We start from the raw sequence: 16,201 nt of genomic DNA on the forward strand, positions 1-16,201 counted from the left end.
CGTAGAGTGTCTGGTCAGTTGCGGTACGCCGCGAGTCGATCCGTTACACCTCAGTCGTCACGTTAGCTCGGCTACTCGTACGGTTTCCCCTCAGCCGACTGGCTCGACGCTTCCGGATCACCGAGTCGAGCTAGCTTTGGCCGGTGACCTCACCGCAAGAATCGGTCCGGACCGTCGGCGAGCTGCGCGCGAGCGGCCATGAGCACCGCTCGGTCAAGGAAGAGCTGCGCCACAACCTCCTCACCCGGATGCGCGAGGGCGTCCCGCGCTTTCCCGGCATCGTCGGGTACGACGGCACCGTCCTGCCCGAGGTGGAGCGGGCCATCCTCGCCGGCCACGACATGGTCCTGCTCGGCGAGCGCGGGCAGGGCAAGACCCGGGTCATCCGTTCCCTGGTCGGGCTGCTCGACGAGTGGACACCGGTCATCGCAGGTTCCGAGCTCAACGAGCACCCGTACGAGCCGCTGACGCCCGCGTCCCGCCGGTTGGCCGAGGAGCTGGGCGACGAGCTGCCGGTGCGGTGGCTGCACCGCTCGATGCGGTACGGCGAGAAGCTCGCCACGCCCGACACCAGCGTCGGCGACCTGATCGGCGACGTGGACCCGATCCGGGTGGCCCAGGGCCGTACGCTCGGCGACCCGGAAACCATCCACTTCGGACTCGTACCGCGCACCAACCGGGGCATCTTCGCCGTCAACGAGCTGCCCGACCTCGCCGAACGCATCCAGGTCTCGCTGCTCAACGTCCTGGAAGAGCGGGACATCCAGGTGCGCGGCTATCAGCTGCGGCTGCCCCTGGACCTCCTGCTGGTGGCGAGCGCCAACCCCGAGGACTACACCAACCGAGGGCGGATCATCACGCCGCTCAAGGACCGGTTCGGCGCGGAAATCCGTACCCATTATCCGCTGGAACTGGATCTGGAGCTGGCCCTGATCCGCCAGGAGGCGCGGCTCGTGGCCGAGGTGCCCGACCACGTCCTGGAGGTCGTGGCGCGCTTCGCGCGCGCCGTGCGCGAGTCCCCGTCGGTCGACGGCCGGTCCGGTGTGTCGGCGCGGTTCGCCATCGCGGCGGCCGAGACCGTGGCCGCGTCCGCGCTGCGCCGCGGCGGCCTCCTCGGCGAACGCGAGCCCGCCGCCCGGATCGGCGACACCGCCTCGGTGACCAGCACGCTGCGCGGCAAGGTGGAGTTCGAGAGCGGCGAGGAGGGGCGGGAGATCGAGATCCTCGCCCACCTGCTGCGGACGGCCACCGCGGAGACGTTCCGGGCCCGGCTGTCCGGGCTGGACCTGTCGGGCTTCACCGACCTGGTGGCCGACGGCGACATCGTGGAGACCGGCGAGCTGGTCGGCGCGGCCGACCTGCTGCGCCAGGTCGGCACCGTGCCGGGCCTGGCCAAGGTGCTCGAACGCCTCGACTTCGACGACGCGCCCACGCCCGCGCAGGCCGCCGCCGGCGTGGAGTTCGCGCTCGAAGGGCTGCACCTGACCCGGCGACTGTCCAAGGCGCTGACGGACGAGGGGCGCACCCTCTACGGGAGTCGCGAGTGAACCGTTACCGGTATGGCGCGTGGCGCGGCGGGCCCGACCCGCTCGCCCCGCCGTACGACGTCCGCGCCGCCGTCGACCAGGTCGGCTCGGAGGTGCTGGCCGGCGGCAGCCTGCGCGACGCCCTGCGCAACCTGCTGCGCCGCGGCCCGGACGGCGGGCGCGGCCTGGACGACCTGGCGGCCCGCGCCCGGCGGATGCGCCGCGAGGCCATGCGGCGCGGCAACCTGGACGGCGCGGTCACCCGCGCGCAGGCCCTGCTCGACCAGGCGGTCGCGGCCGAACGCGACGAGCTGGCGGGGCGTACCGGCGACGCGGCGCGCTTCGCGGAGGCGCGGCTCGACAGCCTGCCCCGCTCCACCGCGCGGGCGGTCGAGGAACTGTCCGACTACGACTGGGCCAGCGACGAGGCGCGCGGCCTCTACCAGCGCATCCTCGACGGGCTGCGGGACGAGGTGGTGGAGCAGCGGTTCGCCGGCCTGCGCGAGGGACTCGCCGACCCGGCCGCCCAACGCCGCATGGCCGAGATGCTGCACGACCTCAACGACCTGCTCGACCGGCACGCCCGCGGCGAGGACACCACCGACGCGTTCGCCGAATTCATGCGCCGGCATGGCGACTTCTTTCCGGAACGCCCCGGCACGGTCGACGAGCTGATCGACGCGCTCGCCCGCCGTGCCGCCGCCGGTGAGCGGCTCATGCGGTCGCTGTCCGCGCAGCAGCAGGAGGAGCTGGCCCGGCTGATGGCGCAGGCGCTCGGCGGCGCCGGCCTCGCCGACGAGATGGCCCGCCTGACGGCGAACCTGCGCACGCTGCGACCCGACCTGGGCTGGGACCGGCGGGCTCAGGTCCGCGGCCGCGAGGGACTCGGGTACGGCGAGGCAGCCGGCGCCCTCGCCGAGATTGGTGACCTGGACGACCTGCTCGACCAGCTGGGCCAGGAGCACCCCGGGGCGACCCTCGACGACGTCGACGTGGAGGCCGTCGAGAGGATCCTGGGCCGGGACGCGGCCGGCGACGTACGCCGGTTGCAGGAGCTCGAACGGGAGCTGCGCCGGCAGGGCTGGCTGGGCCGCGGCGCCGACGGCCTGACGCTGAGCCCGAAGGCGCTGCGCCGGCTCGGCGGCACGGCCCTGCGGCGGGTCTTCTCCCTGGAAAGAGGGCGGCGGGGTCAGCACGACATCCGGGATGCCGGCGCCGCCGGCGAGATCACCGGCGCGTCCCGGCATTGGGTGTACGGCGACGACCAGCCGATCGACGTGGTACGGACGGTGTCGAACGGGGTACGCCGCTCGGGCGGCCTGCCGGTCCAGCTGACCGTGGACGACTTCGAGGTGGTGGAGACCGAGCGGCGCTCCTCGGCCGCGGTGGCGCTGTGCGTCGACCTGTCGTACTCGATGGTGGCCGAGGACCGCTGGGGCCCCATGAAGCAGACCGCCCTCGCCCTCTCACACCTGGTGGCGACCAGGTTCCCGCAGGACGCGCTGCAGATCATCGGCTTCGGCCGGTACGCGATGCCGCTCTCCGCGCAGGAGCTCGCGGCGGTCGAGCCGGACTACGTGCAGGGGACCAACCTGCAGCACGCGCTCCGGCTGGCCGGCCGCCACCTGCGCAAGCACTCCGAGTCCGAGCCGGTCGTCCTGGTGGTCACCGACGGCGAGCCGACCGCCCACCTGGAAGACGACGGCGAGGCGGTCTTCTTCTGGCCGCCGCTGGCCGAGACGGTGCGCGCCACGGTCGCCGAGGTCGACCAGCTCACCCGGTACGGCGCGACGCTGAACCTTTTCATGCTCGGCGAGGACGAGGGACTGCGCCGGTTCGTGGACGCGGTGGCGCGGCGCTGCGGTGGCCGGGTGTTCACCCCGGACACCGGCGACCTGGGCCGGTACGTCGTCTCCGACTACATCCGAGCCCGCCGCGGCCGCGTAGCCCACTGATCTTGCAAGGAAGGGCACCTTGTTATCGCTTTTTGCATAACAAGGTGCCCTTCCTTGCAAGATCAGGAGGGGAGGGCTACCGGGATGGCGGTGTCGTCGCGGATGTAGACGAGCATGTCGCCGGTCTCGATCGTGGCGCACTCCGGGGACGCCAGCGACAGCACGCGCCCGTGGCGTACCAGGGCGATCACGACCTCTTCCACGTTGCGGGGCGACTTGCCGACCTCCGCGCGGTCGGCGGACCGGAGCGCGAGGGCCATGCCGTGACCCGGGGTCAGCAGGTCCTCCACCACGTCGATGAGCGGCGGCGCGGAGGTGGACAGGCCGAGCAGGCGGCCGGCGGTGGCCGACGAGACGATCACCTGGTGGGCGCCGCTCTGCTTGAGCAGCGGCGCGTTCTCCGCCTCGCGGGCGGCGGCGATGATCCGTACCTTGCCGGCGGTCAGCTGGCGGGCGGTCAGCGTGCACAGCACCGACGCCTCGTCGGTGTTGGTCGCGATGATCACCGCCTTGGCGTCCTTGATGTGGGCGTCCAGCAGGATCGACGAGCGGGTCGCCGAGCCTTCGATGACGACGAGGCCGTCCGCGGTGGCCTGCCGTACGGAGGCGCGGTCGGGCTCCACCACCACGATGCGCTTGCCGTCCAGGCCGTTCTCGCGTAGGGCGCTGACGGCACTGCGCCCCTTCGTGCCATAGCCGCAGACGATCACGTGGTCTTTCAAGGTCCTTCTCCACCGGTTGAGGCGAGTGCTCGTGCGGTACTGCTCGGTCAGCACCTCGAGCGTGGTGCCCACCAAGATGATCAGGAACAGCACGCGGGCGGGCGTCACGAGCAGGACGTTCACCAGTCGGGCCTGCTCCGAGGTCGGCGTGATGTCGCCGTACCCGGTCGTGGAGAGCGAGACGACCGCGTAGTAGAAGCAGTCGAGGAGCGTGAGCCCGTCCTCGTTCACGTCGCGGTAGCCGTCGCGGTCGAGATAGACCGCGAAGACGATGAACAGCACCAGGGCGACCGCGGCGACGAGCCGGGTACTGAGCGCGCGCAGCGGTCCCTGCTTGGAGATAGGTAAGTGGATCACGGTACGTCTCGGGCCGACACGCCTACACCATAGATCAGCTGGGTACGGAAGACGCATGGAGCATTTCACGATCGCGACCGTGGCCGAGCAGAATCCGGACTTCCGGCGAGTGTTGTGGACAGGTCGCCACGCCCAGCTTGTGATCATGACAATCCCACCCGGCGGCGAGATCGGCGAGGAGGTTCACGAGGACACCGACCAGATCCTGACGTTCGTCAGCGGGGTCGGCGAGGCCCGGGTCGCCGGAAGGACCAAGCCGGTGGCTCAGGGCGATCTCGTGGCGGTGCCCGCCGGCACGAAGCACAACTTCGTCAACACCGGGCCGAACCCGCTCGTCCTCTACACCGTGTACGGACCGCCGGAGCACGCGGACGGCGCGGTGCACCACACGAAGGAAGAGGCCGAGGCGGCGGAGAAGTCCGGAAAGGACAGACCGCCTACGGATTGACCAACGACTCGGTCAGGTCTCGCAGCCGTGCGCGAAAATCGGCGTCGTACGCCTGGTCCAGTGCCCGCGATTCGCGTACGCCGTCGAAATAGCGGCCGGTGACGGTGGTCATTTCCGGGGCGACCACGAGACGCAGCGTGGCTTCCAGCCCCTGCTCCAGCGTGTCGATCTGTCCGGTGCCGGCCTCCCGCACCATCGTGGTCGGCATCAGCGAGGCGGGATGGAGGCTGTTGACGGTCACTCCCGTGCCGGCCAACTCCTCGGCGAGGTCGAACGAGTGGGCGATCAGGGCCAGCTTCGAGCGGCGGTAGGCGGATGTGCCGTTGTAGCCGCGTTCCATCATCGGATCGTCGAGGTCGAACGGAAGCTGCCCGACGGAGGCGACGTTGACGATGCGGGCCGGCTGCCTCAGGCGGGGCAGCAGCAGCCGGGTCAGCAGGTACGGGGCCAGGTAGTTCACCGCTAGCCGCAGCTCGTACCCGTCGACCGAGAGCTGCCGGGGCGCGCCGGGCCGGCCGAACCCGACACCCGCGTTGTTGACCAGCACGTCCAGGTCGCCGTCGACCGACGCGGCGAGCCGGCGCACCTCGGCCAGGGAAGCCAGGTCCGCCCGGATCGCCTCCGCGCCGGTGCGCTCGGCGACCTCGGCGAGGCGCCCGGCGTCCCGGCCGTGCACGACGAGCCGGTGGCCGCCGGCGGCCAGCGCGTACGCGAGCGCGCGCCCGAGGCCGTCCGACGCGCCGGTGATCAGGATTCGGGCCATGCCTCGACGCTATCCGGGTACTTCAGGCCGGTGCCGGTGTTGAGGATCACGACCTCGTCGTCCGCACCGATCCAGCCGGTGGCGCGCAGCCGGCGGGCCGCGGTCAGGCAGGCGGCGCCTTCCGGGCACAGCCACATGCCCTCCCGCGCGCCGAAATCCCGTAGGTCGGCGAGGAGTTCGGCGTCGTCGACGGCGATCGCGGTGCCGCCGGTCGCGTACAGGGCGTCCAGGATCAGCTCGTCGCCGAGGGGCGCCGGCACGGTGATTCCGAAAGCGACTGTGTGCGCGTCGGGCCAGGGCGTGGCCCGACGCGCGCCGGCCTCGAACGCCGCGACGACCGGCGCGCAGACGGTCGACTGCACCGCCACGAGCCGGGGCGCCTTGTCGCCGATCCACCCGAGCTCACGCAGCTCGCCGAGGGCCTTGTGAATGCCGATCAGCCCGACGCCGCCCCCGGTCGGGTAGAGAATCACGTCGGGCACGCGCCAGCCGAGCTGTTCGGCGATCTCGTACCCCATGGTCTTTTTGCCTTCGAGCCGGTACGGCTCCTTGAGCGTCGAGACGTCGAAGACTGTTTCGCCGATCAGTCCCGCGATGAGCCGGCCGGCGTCGCCGATGAGACCGTCCACGATGTACAACTCGGCGCCGGCGACCACGCACTCCTTGCGGGTGATGACCGGTGCCGCGGCCGGCATCGCGATAGTGGCGCGCAGTCCGGCCCGCGCGGCGTACAGCGCCCAGGCCGCGCCGGCGTTGCCGTTCGTGGGCATGGCCACGTGCCGGATGCCCAGCTCGCTGGCGCGAGAAACACCAACCGCGGCGCCGCGCGCCTTGAACGACCCCGTCGGCACGAGACCTTCGTCCTTCACCAGCAGCCGGGGTACGCCGATGTGCGCGCCGTAGCGGGCGGCGGGAAGCAACGGCGTCCAGCCCTCTCCGAGGGTCGCGATGTGTGCCGGGTCGCCGACCGGCAGCAGCTCGCGGTAGCGCCACAGATCCGCCGCCCGGCCGGCGATGTCGGTGGGACCGACGGCCTGCCCTACGGCGTCGAGGTCGTAGCGGGCCAGCAGCGGCGAGCCGCAGGAGCACAGGTTCTGCGGGCGGGTGGCGTCGTGCCGGGCGCCGCAGCGCGGGCACTCCAGGCCGGTGAGGAAGGAGCCGCTCATCAGGCTAGATGCTAATGGCGTGCCCCGGCCTACCGGCGGCCGGCGCCGGCGGGCCACAGCACCTTCACCGGCAGGCCGCTCGCCTCCGCCAGCGATACGACATGGGCGGTGTCGCCCACCGACCGCGTGGGTTGGCCGTCCCAGATCGCGAAGAGCATGGCCGACCGGCTCAACATGTACTTGCTGGCGGCGACGTACGCCGGCCGGCCGGAGCAGTGTGCCGGCATGACCAGCACCTTGCTGGCCTGCGCGAGCAAGGCGTCGAAGCTGTCCCGATCCTGCGCCGCCACCACCTGTTCGCGGTAGTCGTGCGAGGGCAGCACCGCCTCGAAGGTGCCGCCGAGCGCGACGATCGCGCGGGCGAAGATCTGGTCGGCGCCGAGGGCCAGGCAGGTGATGCCGTGCGGAGGCGAGTCCGCGCACTCGCGCAGGGCCGCCGTCACCGCCCGGAAAATCAACCCCTCGGTGGGCTCGCTCAGGTGGACGTGTCCGGTTACCCCGATCAGGCTCATCCGCTCTCCTCAGACCCGTACCAGTTGGAAGCCCGCGTCCGCGAGGATCAACGGCACTTCTCGTACGGCGTCGTGGTTGCGCTCCCGAAGGTCGGCCGGCAGCGTGCTCCAGTCGCGCAGTGCGGGGTGGAGCTTGCGCCTGTCGTCGCGGCGATCGGCGAACCGCCAGCCGGCCGCGAGCCGCTCCATGCACCATCTCTCGTGCTCCATCATGGCCAACCGCTCGACCTCCACCTCACTCATGACGTCTTCCTCCGCCTGGCGCATCCGAGGGATGAGCACGCAACCGATGGCCCGCAGCTTCCGGCCGATGTCTTCGGCCTGCGCCCTGTTCGTCTGGCGCAACTCCGGCGACAGGTCTTCCCACGGGACGATCGACGGGCTGGTCATCCGCGCGTCGCCGTGCGAGTGGCGCGCGGCCAGGTACCGGTCGTGGATGACCCGGGCCAGCCGCTCCACGAGGTCCTCGGCGATCAGCATCGGATCGCAGGCCGCGCGCAGCACCCCGTACACCCGCAGCCGGGTCGGTCCCTCGTCGAAGAGCTGGCTGGCCAGGCCGCCGTCTTCGCGGAAGTCGGCGAGCTGGTCCAGCCTGACCACTGTGGAGTTTCGGCGGCCGCGCCAGTAGCGGTCCGCGGTCAACGCCGTCTTGAGCGCGCGTTCCTCGTCCTCGTAACAGATGTAGGCGCGGTCGGGCGGGTCGTTCAGCTCACCGTTGACGAGCAGGTCGACCAGGTCCTCGTCGTACGCCCGCAGCCGGCACGCATGGCGCAGGAAGGGATAGCGGTGGGTGAGGTGGCCGAGGGTCTCGGTGGCGTCGCCGGCGACCAGGGCGATGTGCAGCGCGCTGCCCGGCGCGGAGTCCGGCCGCCGCCGCCAGTGTCGCGCCGCCTCCACGATGAGGGCCCGGCCGAACGCCGTCATGCCGGCCACCAGCAGGTGCGGTGCCGGACCGTCGCCCGGCGCGAGCGGCTCCTCCATGAAGAGCTTGCGCGCCGCGAGGTCGTCGACGTTGAAGAAGTCCAGGCGGGCGCCGGGCGGATTGGGCAGCCCGAGATAGCGCGCCTGCAGCGTCAGACAGAGGTCGGGATCGGGCACGTGCGTGTAGATCGGCAGCGAGGGGCTGCGCAGCCGGCGGCCCCGCCCGGCGGTCAGCCCGATGGCGATGTTGGCGGCGCTCTCCTGCGTACAGGCGTAGAGGGCGGTGGCGCGGTGCAGCCCGGCGGCGCTCAGCGTCCCGGCGTCCCGCCCGTCGCCGAGCACGAGAAGCGGATACGACGGGCTGGGCGCGACCGAGCCGGACTGGCTCCGGATCTGGACGACGCGATTGCCGGACGCGTGCAGCCGCCGGGAGAGGATCTCCGCCAGCGGCGTATCGCCACACACGATGACGTGGTCGTGCGCGCGGCGGGCCCGGAGCCGCCGCAACTCGACGGCGAAGAGCAGCCGGGCCGCCTCGACGAGCGCCGTAATGGTGGCCAACGGCGCCGCGTACCGGGCGATCTCCAAGGGCCACGGGTACGGCCCGGCCTGCTGGAGCGGATCCGCGCCGAGGACGAACAGCTGGACGTCGTAGTAGAGAAGATCGAGCGGGCGGTTGCCGTACTGGGTCGAGTCGCGCAGGAAGATGCCGAATCCGACGTAGCCGAGGACCAGTGAGGCGGCCGCCGTGACGGTGAAGCCAATCCGCAGAGTATTGGCGGCGGGATGCTGTCGCGGAAGATCGGTACGCGGCTCGGCCAAGGCAACGCTCCGGCTTGCGTTCGATGGCGGGCGAGGTGATGACATTATGCAACGCATCGACTCTGGTGCGTAACCACCAGATCGGCGTGGGTCCTCGCTGTTAACCCAGGCTGTACGATGCGGGCGTGACACCCGCTCTACCTCCGGTCGGTGAGCGTATCCGCGAGGCCCGGCTGCGCGACGGCATCAGCCTGCGCGGGCTGGCCCGGGCCGTGGGTGTCTCGGCGAGCCTGATCTCCCAGATCGAGACCGGCAAGAGCCGCCCCTCGGTCAGCACCCTGTACGCGATCACCAAGGCGCTGGGGATCTCGGTCGAGGACGTGTTCGACGGGCCGGAGCCGGACGCGGTGCCGGCGCCGCCACGGGTGGGGCCGGACCGGGTCGTCGCGACGGCCGTGCAGGCCGCGGGTCATCGGGTCGGTCCGGTGGTCCGGCCGGCAGGGCGTGACGTGCTGCAACTCGACTCCGGCGTGACCTGGGAGCGGCTCGGGCACCTGCCCGGGACCCGGGTCGACTTCCTGCTCGTCACGTACGCCCCGGGCGGTAGCTCGTCGAGCGGTGACCTGCTCATGCGGCACTCCGGTGCGGAGTACGGCTACCTCATCGAGGGTGAGCTCACCGTAACGCTGGGCTTCGAGGAGTACCGGCTGGGTCCCGGCGACGCGGTGTCGTTCCCGTCGACCACCCCGCACCGGTACCGCAACGACGGGGTCGTGCCGGCGGTCGGCATCTGGTACGTCCACGAAGACGACGAGCCGACCGTTAAGTGACGCTTGACACAAGCCGTTAACAGTCCTTCACTGGGGTGGTCGCCTCAGCGAGGAGGACGTCTTGGCTATCCGTACGTTTGGGACCAACGCCGTCGACTGGGAAGAGCGCGTCGACCTGGACCGATTGCGTAAGGAGCGATTGGCCCGGCTCAAGGCACATCTGGACGCCTCGGAGTTCGGTGCGCTGCTCACGTTCGACTTCTCCAACATCCGTTATCTGACGTCCACCCACATCGGCACCTGGGCGATGGACAAGCTCATCCGGTTCGCCGTGCTCCCGCGCGGGGGCGAACCGGTCATCTGGGACTTCGGGTCCGCCGCCCGCCACCACCAGCTCTACAACCCGTGGCTCGACGGCACCGAGCGGGCCCGGGCCGGCATCTCCACGCTGCGCGGTGCGTTTCACCCGGACGCCGGGATCGCCGCCGACGTGGCCAAGAAGGTGGCGACCGTGCTGCGCGAGCACGGTGTGGCCGACGCCCCGGTCGGCGTCGACATCGTCGAGATGCCGATCCTCGCCGCGCTGCAGGCCGAGGGCCTGACCATCGTCGATGGGCAGCAGGTCTTCCTGGAGTCGCGGCGCATCAAGACCCGGGACGAGATCAGCCTGCTGGCCCAGGCGTGCGCGATGGTCGACGCCGCCTACGAGGAGCTGTACGAGTTCCTGCGCCCCGGCGTACGCGAGAACGAGTGCGTCGGCCTCGTCAGCAAGGTCCTGTACGACCTCGGCAGCGAGTACGTCGAGGGCGTCAACGCCATCTCCGGCGAGCGCTGCGCACCGCACCCGCACGTCTACAGCGACCGGCTGATCCGCCCCGGCGACCCGGCGTTCTTCGACATCCTGCACAGCCACCTGGGCTACCGCACGTGCTACTACCGCTGCTTCGCGGTGGGCAGCGCCTCGCGCGGGATGAAGGACGCGTACACCCGGTGCCGGGAGTACATGGACCAGGCCATCGCGCTCGTCAAGCCGGGCACCACCACGGCCGACATCGTGGCGCTGTGGCCGCGCGCCGAGGAGTTCGGTTTCCCCGACGAGATGGCCGCGTTCGCCCTGCAGTACGGCCACGGAGTGGGGCTGTCCATCTGGGAGAAGCCGGTCTTCAGCCGCCTGGTGTCGCTGGATCACCCGGAGGTCCTGGAGGAGGGCATGGTCTTCGCGCTGGAGACGTACTGGCCGGCCGGGGACGGCTACTCCGCAGCCCGGATCGAGGAGGAGGTCGTCGTCACCGCCGACGGCTGCGAGGTCATCACCAAGTTCCCGGCGGAGAAGCTGCTGATCGCCGGGCGCCGCTACTGGACCGTCGACGGCCCGCTGAGCACCGAGCGCGAGGCCCAGTCGCATCTGAACACCAAGAACGGGGCGGGCCGATGACGCCGGACGAGCTGCTCGACGCGTACGCCCAGATGGTGCTGATCCGCCGGACGGAGAAGGCCGCGCACGACCTGTTCATGTCCGGGCTCGTCAAGGGCACCACGCACCTGGCCGCCGGGCACGAGGCGGTGGCCGTGGGCGCGAGCAGCGCGCTGCAGCCGGACGACTACGTGTTCGCCACCTACCGCGGGCACCACCACGCGCTGGCCCGGGGCGCGACGCCGGAGGAGTGCCTGGCCGAGCTGATGAGCAAGGCCACCGGACTGTGCCAGGCCAAGGGTGGATCGATGCACCTGACCAAGGCGTCCAGCGGCATGCTCGGGTCGTACGCGATCGTCGGCGCGCACCTGCCGATGGCCGCCGGCGCCGCGTGGTCGGCGAAGCTGCGCGGCAGCGGCCAGGTCGCGGTGGCGTTCTTCGGCGACGGGGCGACCAACATCGGCGCGTTTCACGAGGCGCTCAATCTGGCCGCGGTGTGGCGCCTGCCGGCACTGTTCATCTGCGAGAACAACCTTTACATGGAGTACACGCCGATCGCCGACGTGACCGCGGTGCCCAACCCGGCCGCGGACCGTGCCGGCGGATACAACATGCCGGCCGAGATCATCGACGGAAACGACGTGGTGGTCGTGCACGAGGCGGTCGCGCTGGCCGCCGAGCGGGCCCGCAAGGGCGACGGGCCGACCCTGATCGAGGCACAGACGTACCGCCACTTTGGACACAGCCGGGCCGACCCGGCCAAGTACCGGCCCGCCGACGAGGTGGAGCGGTGGCTCAAGCACGACCCGCTCGATGTGGCCCGGGCACGGCTGGAGGCGCTGGGCGTACCCCCGGAATCCATCGTGGACCGGGACCGCCGGGCGGCGGCCGAGGTGGAGGCGGCCATCGCGGCCGCGAAGGCCGCGCCCGCGCCGGAGCCGGCGCTGGCCTTCACCGACGTGTGGGCGGACGGGGGAGCGGCATGGCGGACGTAGGGACGATCTCGTACCGGGAAGCCGTGGCGGAGGGCATCGCGCGGGAGATGCGCCGGGACTCCACTGTGGTCTGTCTGGGAGAAGACATCGGCGCCGCGGAGGGCGTGTTCAAGACGACGGTGGGGCTGTTCAAGGAGTTCGGCCCGCAGCGGGTCTGGGACACGCCGATCTCGGAACAGGCGATCGTGGGCGCCGCCATGGGCGCGGCGATGACCGGCATGCGGCCGGTCGCCGAGATCATGTTCAGCGACTTCCTGGCCTGCTGCTGGGACTACCTGGCCAACGAGATCCCCAAGGCGCGCTACATGACCGGCGGCCAGGTGACCGTGCCGCTGGTCGTGCGCACGGCCAACGGGGCGGTCTCGGCTTCGGCGCCCAGCACTCGCAGGCCGTGGAGAACTGGGCGCTCACCGTGCCCGGATTGAAGATCGTGGCACCGTCCACACCGGCCGATGTGATCGGCCTGATGGCGGCCGCCATCCGCAGCGACGACCCGGTCGTTTTCTTCGAACACAAGGCGCTGCTCGCCGGCTCCGGGCCGCGCCCGCCCGAGGATTACGTCGTCGAGCTGGGCCGCGCCGCCATGGCGCGGGAGGGCACGGACGTCACCGTCGTGACGCTCGCCTCGACCGTCCCGCTGGCGCTCAAGGCCGCCGAGCAGCTCGACGCCGATGGCATCTCGGTCGAGGTGATCGACCTGCGCTGCCTCGTACCGCTCGACATGCGCACCGTCCTGCGCTCGCTCGAAAAGACCTCCCGGCTCGTCGTCGTGGAGGAGAATCCGTACCAGGGCGGCTGGGGCGCAACGGTCGTCTCGGTCGTCGCCGATGAAGGCTTCGAACTGCTCGACGCACCCATCAAGCGCGTCGCCGGCGCCTGCGTGCCGCTGCCGTTCGCCGACTCGCTCGAAGCCGAGGTGATCCCGACCGTCGACAAGGTCACCGAGGCGATACGCAAGCTTTCCGCCTACTAGGGAGACCCCCAAATGCCGAACCGTATCCTGCTCCGCGGCGGCCACGTCCTCACCATGGATCCCCAACTCGGCGACCTGCCGCAGGGCGACGTGCTCATCGAAGACGACAAGATCGCCGCCGTCGACCAGCACATTGACGCGGACGCCGAGGTGGTCGACGCGTCCGGGCGCATCGTCATTCCCGGGTTCGTCGACACCCACCGGCACACCTGGGAGACCGCGATCCGGGGCGTCGCGCCGAACGCCACATTGGACGATTACTTCGTCGACATCCTGGACACGTTCGCGCCGGTGTACCGGCCGGAGGACGTGTATTCCAGCAACCTGGCCGGCGCGCTCGAATGCCTCAACGCCGGAATCACCACGCTGGTCGACTGGTCGCACATCAACAACACGCCGGACCACCCGGACGCCGGCATCCGCGGGCTGCAGGAGGCCGGCATCCGCGCCCAGTACGCGTACGGCAGTGCCAATACCTCGCTCGCCGACTACTGGTTCGAGAGCAAAATCGTCATCCCCAAGGACGACGTGCGGCGCATCCGGGACACGTACTTCTCCTCCTCGGACGGCCTGCTGACCATGGGGCTGGCCACCCGCGGACCCGGCTTCTGCACCGACGACGTGGTGCGCGCTGAGTGGGAGATGGCCCGCGACCTCGGCATCCCGATCACCATCCACGTGGCGATGGGGCGGATGGCCGGCCGGTTCGGCATGATCAAGCAGCTCGACAACCTGGGCCTGCTCGGCGCGGACACAACGTACATCCACTGCTGCTACTTCAGCGAGGAGGAGTGGGGGCTGGTCGCGCGCAGCGGCGGCACGATCTCCGTCGCGCCACAGGTCGAGATGCAGATGGGGCACGGCCACCCGCCGGTCGCCAAGGCCATCGAGTACGGCTTGCGGCCGAGCCTGTCCATCGACGTCGTGACGACCGTGCCAGGCGACATGTTCACCCAGATCCGCAGCGCGTTCGGTGCCGACCGGGAACGGCTCAACGCGGTCTACTGGGAGCGCAACGAGCCCGCCGTGGGGCTGCTGACCGCGCGGCAGATGCTGGAGATCGCCACGCGCAACGGCGCGCACGTGGCCGGGTTGGAGGACAAAACCGGTTCGCTGACGCCCGGCAAGCAGGCCGACATCGTCCTCATCGACGCGACGGCCATCAACGTGGCGCCGGTGCACGACGCGGTGACCGCGGTGACCCTGTGCGCCGACGTGTCCAATGTGGAGACGGTGCTGGTGGCCGGCGAGTTCCGCAAGCGGGACGGCAAGCTGGTGGCCGACGTCGAGCGGGCCCGGCGGCTCGTCGAGGACTCCCGCGACCACCTGCTGGCCGCCGTAGCCTCCCGGAAGGCTGCCGCAGCGTGAGCTCTCGGCATGTCGTGCGCCGTGGGTCGGAGGCGGTGTTCGCCCCCGACCCCGGCGGGCACGCGTGCTGGTCGATTGTGGACGAGACCGTGCCGGGCGCGGTGCACACCGGGTTCGCCCTCTGCACGCTGGCGCCCGGCGGCTCCGTGCCCACCCGGGTGAACTCCTTCGAGGAGAGCGTCTACATGCTGTCCGGGTCGGCCGTGCTGGACACGCCGGACGGCTCGTACCTGCTGCGCGAGGGTGACTACGGGCTGGTGGTCACCGGCGCGCCGTACGGGTGGCGCAACCCGGGGAGCGAGACCGCCCGGTGGGCCCGGATGCAGGCACCCCAGCCGCGGTCCCGGCTGGGCGGCGACACCGTCGCGGTGCCGCCGGTGCCGACCGGTCGGGTGCTCGAGGTCGACCCCCGTGACCCGCGCACCCGGTCGTTCGGCCACATCTCGCCGCGGCACATGGATCCCGGCAAGCAGAGCCAGGACCTGCTCGCCGTGTCCGCGAGCATGCGCACCGCGCTGCTGGTCTACAGCGGCATCACGGTGAAGATGATGGTCGACGGCGACCTCGGCGCCCAGCTCTCCACCATGTTCATGGTCCAGTACGAGCCGGACGGCGTGGCGGGCGCGCACGACCACCCGTTCGAGGAGACGTACCTGATCCTGGAGGGCGCGACGGACGCGACCTTCGACGGCCAGACGTACCGGCTGGAGGTGGGCGACGTGGCCTGGGCCGGGGTGGGGTGCGTGCACTCGTTCAGCAACGCGGGCGACGGGCCGGTGCGCTGGCTGGAGACGCAGGCGCCACAGCCGCCGTCCCGCCACTCGTACCGGTTCGCGCGCGACTGGACGTACCTGCGTGATGTTGTCGAGGAGGACTCATGAGCGTGGTAGTCGTTGGCGGCAGCGCCGGGATCGGTCTGGAGATCGCCCGCTACTTCGCCCGCGCCGGCGACGACGTCGTGCTGACCAGCCGCGACGCCGGCCGGGCCGAAGGCTGCGCCAAGGAGGTGGGCTGCCGGGGCGCGGCGTTCGACCTGGCCCGCCCGGACGAGATCGGCGCCGCGCTGAGCGGGGTGGAACGCGTCGACCACCTCGTCCTGTCCGCGATCGACCGCGACCACAACAGCGCCGCCGACTATTCGATCGAACGGGCGGTGCGGCTGGTCACGCTGAAGCTGGTCGGGTACACCGAGGTGGTGCACGCGCTGCTGCCGAAGATGCACCCGGACAGCTCCATCGTCATCTTCGGCGGTCAGGCGATGCAGCGGCCGTACCCCGGGTCGACGACGGTGTCCACAGTGAACGGCGGCGTGGTGGGCCTGGTGCACACGCTGGCCTGCGAGCTCGCCCCGATCCGGGTCAACGGCATCCACCCCGGCATCGTCGGCGACAGCCCGTACTGGGCCGACAAGCCGCTCGACGCGGTCGTCGCCCGTACCCCGATCGGCCGGCTCGCCACCATGGACGAGATCCGCGACGCGGTGGTCTTCCTGCTGCGCAACGGCGCGGTCAACGGCGTCAACCTGGCCGTCGACGGGGTTGGACGCTGA

16 protein-coding genes are annotated in these 16,201 nt (G+C 71.0%); 11 read left to right on the forward strand and 5 right to left on the reverse strand.

The features are described 5' to 3' along the window. Positions 1-143 precede the first annotated feature (143 nt). Together Prum_RS25000 and Prum_RS25005 are read left to right on the forward strand one after the other, a co-directional pair. Positions 144-1,547: a sigma 54-interacting transcriptional regulator gene (locus Prum_RS25000; RefSeq protein ID WP_173078698.1), complete on the forward strand. Its 1,404-nt coding sequence runs from the start codon at positions 144-146 to the stop codon at positions 1,545-1,547. Then, a complete protein-coding gene (locus Prum_RS25005) occupies positions 1,544-3,481 on the forward strand; it encodes a vWA domain-containing protein (RefSeq protein ID WP_173078699.1) in 1,938 nt (645 codons plus the stop codon). Before Prum_RS25000 ends, Prum_RS25005 begins: the two co-directional genes overlap by 4 nt. A gap of 62 nt (positions 3,482-3,543) precedes the next feature. Here Prum_RS25005 and Prum_RS25010 read toward each other — a convergent pair whose 3' ends face one another. Further along, on the reverse strand, positions 3,544-4,560 hold the full coding sequence (locus Prum_RS25010; RefSeq protein ID WP_173078700.1) for a potassium channel family protein: 1,017 nt from the start codon (positions 4,558-4,560) through the stop codon (positions 3,544-3,546). 55 nt (positions 4,561-4,615) lie between these two features. Here Prum_RS25010 and Prum_RS25015 point away from each other — a divergent pair, with 55 nt between their 5' ends. Further along, positions 4,616-5,008, forward strand: coding sequence for a cupin domain-containing protein (locus Prum_RS25015; RefSeq protein WP_173078701.1), 393 nt, complete (start codon positions 4,616-4,618; stop codon positions 5,006-5,008). Here Prum_RS25015 and Prum_RS25020 read toward each other — a convergent pair. From Prum_RS25020 to Prum_RS25035, 4 genes are read right to left on the reverse strand one after another with little or no spacing between them, the layout of a single operon-like run. Beyond that, a complete protein-coding gene (locus Prum_RS25020; RefSeq protein WP_173078702.1) occupies positions 4,998-5,771 on the reverse strand; it encodes an SDR family NAD(P)-dependent oxidoreductase in 774 nt (257 codons plus the stop codon). The two genes, Prum_RS25015 and Prum_RS25020, sit on opposite strands and share 11 nt — an antisense overlap. Next, positions 5,756-6,937 (reverse strand): threonine synthase, encoded by a 1,182-nt coding sequence (locus Prum_RS25025; protein ID WP_173078703.1) that lies wholly within the window; start codon positions 6,935-6,937, stop codon positions 5,756-5,758. The genes Prum_RS25020 and Prum_RS25025 overlap by 16 nt, the downstream gene beginning before the upstream one ends. Positions 6,938-6,966: 29 nt before the next feature. After that, the gene (locus tag Prum_RS25030) at positions 6,967-7,449 is read right to left on the reverse strand and encodes a hypothetical protein (RefSeq protein ID WP_173078704.1); all 483 of its coding nucleotides are present in this window, start codon (positions 7,447-7,449) and stop codon (positions 6,967-6,969) included. 9 nt (positions 7,450-7,458) lie between these two features. Next, positions 7,459-9,192 (reverse strand): RyR domain-containing protein, encoded by a 1,734-nt coding sequence (locus Prum_RS25035; protein WP_173078705.1) that lies wholly within the window; start codon positions 9,190-9,192, stop codon positions 7,459-7,461. A gap of 125 nt (positions 9,193-9,317) precedes the next feature. Here Prum_RS25035 and Prum_RS25040 point away from each other — a divergent pair, with 125 nt between their 5' ends. The 8 genes from Prum_RS25040 to Prum_RS25070 all read left to right on the forward strand — a co-directional run bounded on the left by Prum_RS25040 (position 9,318) and on the right by Prum_RS25070 (position 16,201). Next, positions 9,318-9,962, forward strand: a complete 645-nt coding sequence (locus Prum_RS25040; RefSeq protein WP_173078706.1) for a helix-turn-helix domain-containing protein — start codon at positions 9,318-9,320, stop codon at positions 9,960-9,962. A gap of 61 nt (positions 9,963-10,023) precedes the next feature. Further along, on the forward strand, positions 10,024-11,337 hold the full coding sequence (locus tag Prum_RS25045; RefSeq protein ID WP_173078707.1) for a M24 family metallopeptidase: 1,314 nt from the start codon (positions 10,024-10,026) through the stop codon (positions 11,335-11,337). Further along, positions 11,334-12,311: a thiamine pyrophosphate-dependent dehydrogenase E1 component subunit alpha gene (locus tag Prum_RS25050; protein WP_173078708.1), complete on the forward strand. Its 978-nt coding sequence runs from the start codon at positions 11,334-11,336 to the stop codon at positions 12,309-12,311. Before Prum_RS25045 ends, Prum_RS25050 begins: the two co-directional genes overlap by 4 nt. Beyond that, positions 12,299-12,736 carry a hypothetical protein gene (locus tag Prum_RS49695; protein WP_218577326.1) on the forward strand — a complete coding sequence of 146 codons (438 nt, stop codon included), beginning with the start codon at positions 12,299-12,301 and terminating at the stop codon, positions 12,734-12,736. The genes Prum_RS25050 and Prum_RS49695 overlap by 13 nt, the downstream gene beginning before the upstream one ends. Next, positions 12,703-13,284, forward strand: a complete 582-nt coding sequence (locus Prum_RS49700) for an alpha-ketoacid dehydrogenase subunit beta (RefSeq protein WP_218577327.1) — start codon at positions 12,703-12,705, stop codon at positions 13,282-13,284. Before Prum_RS49695 ends, Prum_RS49700 begins: the two co-directional genes overlap by 34 nt. Positions 13,285-13,296: 12 nt before the next feature. Continuing rightward, the gene (locus tag Prum_RS25060) at positions 13,297-14,652 is read left to right on the forward strand and encodes an amidohydrolase family protein (RefSeq protein ID WP_173078709.1); all 1,356 of its coding nucleotides are present in this window, start codon (positions 13,297-13,299) and stop codon (positions 14,650-14,652) included. Further along, positions 14,649-15,533: a cupin domain-containing protein gene (locus Prum_RS25065; protein WP_173078710.1), complete on the forward strand. Its 885-nt coding sequence runs from the start codon at positions 14,649-14,651 to the stop codon at positions 15,531-15,533. The genes Prum_RS25060 and Prum_RS25065 overlap by 4 nt, the downstream gene beginning before the upstream one ends. After that, on the forward strand, positions 15,530-16,201 hold the full coding sequence (locus Prum_RS25070; protein WP_173078711.1) for an SDR family NAD(P)-dependent oxidoreductase: 672 nt from the start codon (positions 15,530-15,532) through the stop codon (positions 16,199-16,201). The genes Prum_RS25065 and Prum_RS25070 overlap by 4 nt, the downstream gene beginning before the upstream one ends.

It is taken from the genome of Phytohabitans rumicis, assembly GCF_011764445.1.
In the GTDB taxonomy this organism is placed as follows: Bacteria; Actinomycetota; Actinomycetes; order Mycobacteriales; family Micromonosporaceae; genus Phytohabitans; species Phytohabitans rumicis.

Bases quoted from the DNA above. Each gene is read 5' to 3' on its own strand.
- Prum_RS25025 (WP_173078703.1), bottom strand. From the start codon at position 6,937: ATGAGCGGCTCCTTCCTCACCGGCCTGGAGTGCCCGCGCTGCGGCGCC.
- Prum_RS25060 (WP_173078709.1), top strand. From the start codon at position 13,297: ATGCCGAACCGTATCCTGCTCCGCGGCGGCCACGTCCTCACCATGGAT.
- Prum_RS25015 (WP_173078701.1), top strand. From the start codon at position 4,616: ATGGAGCATTTCACGATCGCGACCGTGGCCGAGCAGAATCCGGACTTC.
- Prum_RS25070 (WP_173078711.1), top strand. From the start codon at position 15,530: ATGAGCGTGGTAGTCGTTGGCGGCAGCGCCGGGATCGGTCTGGAGATC.
- Prum_RS25050 (WP_173078708.1), top strand. From the start codon at position 11,334: ATGACGCCGGACGAGCTGCTCGACGCGTACGCCCAGATGGTGCTGATC.
- Prum_RS25030 (WP_173078704.1), bottom strand. From the start codon at position 7,449: ATGAGCCTGATCGGGGTAACCGGACACGTCCACCTGAGCGAGCCCACC.
- Prum_RS25020 (WP_173078702.1), bottom strand. From the start codon at position 5,771: ATGGCCCGAATCCTGATCACCGGCGCGTCGGACGGCCTCGGGCGCGCG.
- Prum_RS49695 (WP_218577326.1), top strand. From the start codon at position 12,299: ATGGCGGACGTAGGGACGATCTCGTACCGGGAAGCCGTGGCGGAGGGC.